This window comes from Streptomyces sp. NPDC055078, from assembly GCF_053607985.1.
The window spans coordinates 1-4,604 of record NZ_JBSGUP010000650.1; the positions used below are offsets into that span (position 1 = coordinate 1).

At 70.7% G+C, this 4,604-nt stretch carries 6 protein-coding genes and 1 pseudogene; all 7 read right to left on the minus strand.

Annotation, left to right across the window (positions count from 1 at the left end):
• Nucleotides 1-306, minus strand: a pseudogene (locus ACWF94_RS34050) (DNA primase); the annotation flags it as partial.
• Nucleotides 307-396: 90 nt separating this feature from the next.
• Nucleotides 397-822, minus strand: a complete 426-nt coding sequence (locus ACWF94_RS34055) for a hypothetical protein (protein ID WP_453497572.1) — start codon at nt 820-822, stop codon at nt 397-399.
• Nucleotides 815-997 carry a hypothetical protein gene (locus ACWF94_RS34060; RefSeq protein ID WP_453497575.1) on the minus strand — a complete coding sequence of 61 codons (183 nt, stop codon included), beginning with the start codon at nt 995-997 and terminating at the stop codon, nt 815-817. Before ACWF94_RS34060 ends, ACWF94_RS34055 begins: the two co-directional genes overlap by 8 nt.
• The gene (locus ACWF94_RS34065; protein WP_453497577.1) at nt 994-1,770 is read right to left on the minus strand and encodes an exonuclease domain-containing protein; all 777 of its coding nucleotides are present in this window, start codon (nt 1,768-1,770) and stop codon (nt 994-996) included. Before ACWF94_RS34065 ends, ACWF94_RS34060 begins: the two co-directional genes overlap by 4 nt.
• A gap of 28 nt (nt 1,771-1,798) precedes the next feature.
• Entirely contained in the window at nt 1,799-1,987 is a 189-nt protein-coding gene (locus tag ACWF94_RS34070) for a hypothetical protein (RefSeq protein WP_453497580.1), read from the minus strand.
• A gap of 35 nt (nt 1,988-2,022) precedes the next feature.
• Nucleotides 2,023-2,274, minus strand: a complete 252-nt coding sequence (locus ACWF94_RS34075) for a hypothetical protein (RefSeq protein WP_453497583.1) — start codon at nt 2,272-2,274, stop codon at nt 2,023-2,025.
• A gap of 141 nt (nt 2,275-2,415) precedes the next feature.
• A partial coding sequence (locus tag ACWF94_RS34080; RefSeq protein WP_453497585.1) for a cell division protein FtsK occupies nt 2,416-4,604 on the minus strand: 2,189 nt, incomplete at its 5' end.

The following is a 4,604-nucleotide window of genomic DNA, read 5'->3' on the forward strand; positions in this document are numbered from 1 at the left end:
CACGACGGTCAGGTCCGCCCCGCCGGGGTGGTAGGCGATGGCGGCGGCCTGTCGCCACCCGGGGGCCCAGGTGGGGGAGGTGAGGACGCGGGTGTCGGTGGTGGCGGCGGCCCACCCATGGCACGGGGCGGGGCACTGGCAGGTGCCTGCCGCCTTCATGTGGGGCCGGTCACCGCAGGCGCTGCCAGCGCAGGCGCGGCAGTTGCCGAGGGGGAGTTTCCCGGCGCGCAGGGGCAGGACGGGCACACCCGCTTCTGCGAGCTTCAGCGCTGCCGTCAGCAGCGCGGTGGTGCGGTCATGAGTCATGCTGGAGACCTCCACTGTTCAGTTGGGTGGTGGATGAGGGCGGCCCCGGATCTTTGGCGAGAGGCGGGGTCGCCCTCGTGGGTGGTTGGTTTAGCGGCGGCGTCGCCCCTGGTGGTATCCGGAGCGATAGGCGGCAGAGCGGCTCCCGGCGCTGCGGGTGCGTGCCTCTTCGGGGATGGCGGCGACGGCGGCGAGCGCCTCGCGGATTTCTTCCGTTCCCGGTGCCGGGTCCCCGGTGGCGTCCTCGTAGTCGGTCAGGAGGGCGTCTACGAGGGTGGCGAGGTGGGTGATGCGCGGGTCTTTCAGCGGCTCCGGGGCGACCGGGGTGTAGGTGCTGAACTCAGCCTCCGTCACCGTGCGCCGGTCGACGCTCTTCAGCGTGAGCGAGCGCCACGCGCGGGTGTCGGGGTCCTGCTCCCTGCGATACAGGACCACCGTGTCCGGCTCCTCGGCAACGGGCCCGAACTCGCGCCAGTGCGTGCCGTCTGGGGCACGCCACGCGGCGGGGTTACTCACCGGCCGTCTCCGTCTGCGTGGTGGGCTGGTGGTCGGCGGTGAGGTAGAGGCGGGTGCGCATGCCGTCGCGGGTGGGGTAGGTCCGGGCCGTGCCGGTCCGGAAGGTGTCAGCGAGCGCGGCGGTGATGCGGTCGGCGTCGGTGTGGTCGCAGATGATCCGGATATCGAACGTCACGCGTGCTCCTGAGGGTTGGCAGGGGCGGGAATGAGGGGCCAGTCGCCGTTGACGCGGGCGGTCCGGTCGGTCCTCCGCAGGTATGCCTGAAGGCTGGTGGCCTGCTCCGCAGCCCATGCCCGCTGGTGGGTGTGGAGTTCGGCGAGCGGGATGGAGGCGAGAGCGGGGCAGTCGCGCGGCAGGCGCCAGGCGAGCCGGGCGGCGGCGAGCGCGTCGTGGTGCGCGATGTTGGGGCCGTCGTGCCGGACCCCGTAGTGCTCGCACAGTGCGGGCAGTGTCCGCCGACCGGACCGGAAGCGGTTGATCCGCTTGTCGATCACGAACGGGTCGATGACGGGCGCCACGTCCCCGTCGAGGAAGGGGATTCCGTGGCGGGTGCATTCGCGGGCCAGCACGGTCAGCGCGTACGGCGCGCGGAAGACGACCAGCGGGGTACCCGCAGCGAGTGCCCTGGCGAGTGCGGTGATGATCTCGGTGAGCGCGTCTGCCGGCGGGCGGCCGTCGGCGCGGGCCTGCTCGGTGGTGATGCCGTGCACAGCGGTGGCGCCCTCGGGGATCTCGGTCCCCGGGTTCACGAGCCATGAGGTGGTCCGGGGCGGGGTGCCCCCACCGACGGCGGCCACGGCCGCAGCGACGATGCGGGCGGTCTCCGGTTCGATGCCGGTGGTCTCCACATCCACCGCCAGCATCGGCCCGTCCGGCCACGCGGAGGAACCGGCGGGGGTGTCCGCCGGAGGGGTCGCCTCGCAGGGGTCTTGCTCAGGTCCGGTCACAGGCAAGTCAGTCCTTCGGGTCAGAGGTCTACAGGCTCGGGATGGCGTTGATGAGGGCGGTGGTCAGTTCGTTGATGGGTCCGGCCGCTCCGGTGGAGGCGAGGAAGAAGCCGAACATGACGGCGATGAACGCGCTGCCGAAGCCGAGGGATCGGGAGCGCAGGAGGAAGAAGAGAACGAGTCCGGTGAGGAGGGCGAGGGAGATGGTCACGGCCATGCCGGGACCCCCTTTCCGGTGCGGTGGGTGGGTAGTCAGCGGGTGCCGGTGCGGTAGGTGCGGGCAAGGCGGTGGTAGAGCCAGCGGCCGACGCGGATGCGCTTGCCGGTGGCGTGGCAGCGGCGGCAGTCCCGGCCGCGCTTGGGGCGTCCGGTGCGGTCGGTCTTGATGCGGTGGCCCATGCCGTCGCACTTGCGGCAGTTCCCGAACGGGCTTGCCGCACATACCATCGCGTAACCGAGGGTGACGAGTGTGAGGAAGGCGATAGCGAGCAGGGCAGGGGGCATGAAGGGTCCTCCCTGGCGGGTTTCTGGGGTTTCCGCAGGTCGGCCGCTAGTTGCTAGCGGCCTGATCAGGTGCGGTTTGGGTCGCTAGCAGGGTTGCTACCGGTAGCGACGTCTGCCGCTACCGGTAGCAGGCTGCGGGGCCTATCCGGCGTCCCGATTCTTGTTGCGCTCCGTAATCGCGGTGGTGATGTCGTCGCGCTTGATGCCACGCTTGTTGGCCTGTTCGCCGTCGATGCGTCGGCTGATCTGGATGGTGCCGATGCCCAGCGGCTTGAGGGCTGAGGTGAGGGCTTCGGCCTTGGGCTTGGGGTCCAGTTCGGCCCACGGGCCGTAGACGTCCGGGCGCAGGTCGGCGAGGCGGTCCACGACTGTTTCGGACCACACCTTGGTCTCGCCCTTGCCGAGCACCTGGGCGACGTCGTCAAGGATCGTCGCGGACGTCTCCGGCGCGGGGGCCTGTCCGGCCGCGTCGCCGGACAGGGTTCCCTCCGCCTCCCGCAGGGCGGCGGCCCTGGTCAGGATGCGGTCGGCGTCGCGGCCGTCGGCGAGGTAGGTGCGCACGATCCCAGAGTCGTCCGACATGCCCTTGAGCAGACCCACACCCTTGTGGGACTTCAGCAGCTTGGACGCGTCCAGCCCCTCCGAGTACGAGCCCGCGCCGAGGATGGTGTCCGAGACCTGGTAGGCGCCGACCCGCAGGGCGAACCGGGCCTGATGCTGGTCCCGCAGTTCCGACGGGCATGCCTTGTCGTCCGGCTTCTGCGTCGACGTCATCACCGAGACACCGACCGCCGGGGCGACCCGGGCGAGGTAGACCAGCACGGACAGGATTTCCTTGCCGTGTTCGGGGTGGGTCAGGTACTCCTGCACCTCATCGACCACGAACAGGGTCAGGGGCATGTTCAGCTTCTTGTCCCGGCTGATCTCCGGGGTGAGCTTGCCCTCCGGGCAGACGTGCAGCGGCAGTTCGGACAGCCGGTGGTAGCGGTCTTCGACGTCCGCCTTCAGCTCCCGCAGCGCGGTGAGCAGGTGCTGAACCGGGTCGATGTTGTTCTTCGGCACGATGCCGAACCCGATGCGGTGGGCGACCTTGGCGAACGTGCGCCAGTCCGGCGACGCCTTCCCGTCGAACACATACAGGCGCACGTACGGGTCGAGCGCGGCGGCGAGCGCGATGGTGCGGGCGGAGAATGTCTTGCCCTGACGCGGCACCGCGCCGACCAGCAGCGACAGCCACAGCATCGTGGCCATGACCGGGTTGCCGCGTTCGTCCACGCCCCACGGGAACGGCTTCCAGAAGTCCACCCGTGTCGCCCCCAGCAGCGGGGACTTGCCCGACGGCACGGCGAGCGGGTCACGGTCGGCGATCCAGTACGACACCCTGCGCTCGCTCGTCTCGTCCTTGTCCAGGAAGAGCTGAGTGGCAGCGATGTCCATGCCCGACGCGAGCTTGGTGTGAGCGTTGAGCGCGTCCTTGAAGGACTTGCCGTAGGGCAGATCCACCACGACCCGCCAGCCGTCGCCGTCCCGGCCGATCGGCCGGGGGAAGGCGATCGTCTGGTCTTTGCTGGTCAGTCCGGCCACCTCGTGCGCGCGGATGACGATGTCGGAGGACAGCCGCCGTTTGCGGAACGTCACCTTGGCCAGGTCGATCAGCGGCCGGTCGGCCGGCGCCCCGGCCACACCCAGGGTGGTGGTCAGCGTGGCAACGGCCAGCATGAGCAGCCAGGAGGGGGCCATGACGTAGAGGGTCAGCGCGGCGGCCAGACCGAGGAATCCGCCGATCGTCGCCACGATCCCCCGCAGCCGGACGCGGTCGTCGCGCTGCCGCGACAGGCGCAGGTATTCCGCCGCATCCTCGTTCGCCACGGCGGCAGCCCGCAGGCCCCTGGCCTCCGCGTCGAACACCCACCGGCCGATCGCGGTCGACCACCGCCACGCGCCGCGCGGCGCGTACACGCAGATCTTCGGCGTGTAGACCAGCGGCAGCCTGACGGCGTGGTACCCGGCCACAGCCGAGTAATGCCGGATGGCCCACTTGCGGACGGCCGTGCGCTGGTCAGGCAGCTTCACCCAGTCCGGCAGCACCGGCATACGGGCCTTGTCCCTGGCCTCCATCCACTCAGCGACCGACGGCGGGTAGACCTCGCGCGGCGGGTCGACCGGCACCCCCTCGGCCAGACCATCGGCCTCAGGGTCGTCGGTGTCGGGGAGTTCGGCCACCCACTCCCCCGGCTTCACCACACCCTCGCCCGGAGCAGCCGGGCCGGTCGGGCCGGGGTCGGTCTTCTTCTTCAGCGGGAACGGCACGACGACGGCCGGAGCAGGGC

What these genes read in the sequence shown, in the direction of transcription:
- ACWF94_RS34070 (WP_453497580.1), bottom strand. Translation starts at nt 1,987, where the DNA reads ATGGCCGTGACCATCTCCCTCGCCCTCCTCACCGGACTCGTTCTCTTC.
- ACWF94_RS34075 (WP_453497583.1), bottom strand. Translation starts at nt 2,274, where the DNA reads ATGCCCCCTGCCCTGCTCGCTATCGCCTTCCTCACACTCGTCACCCTC.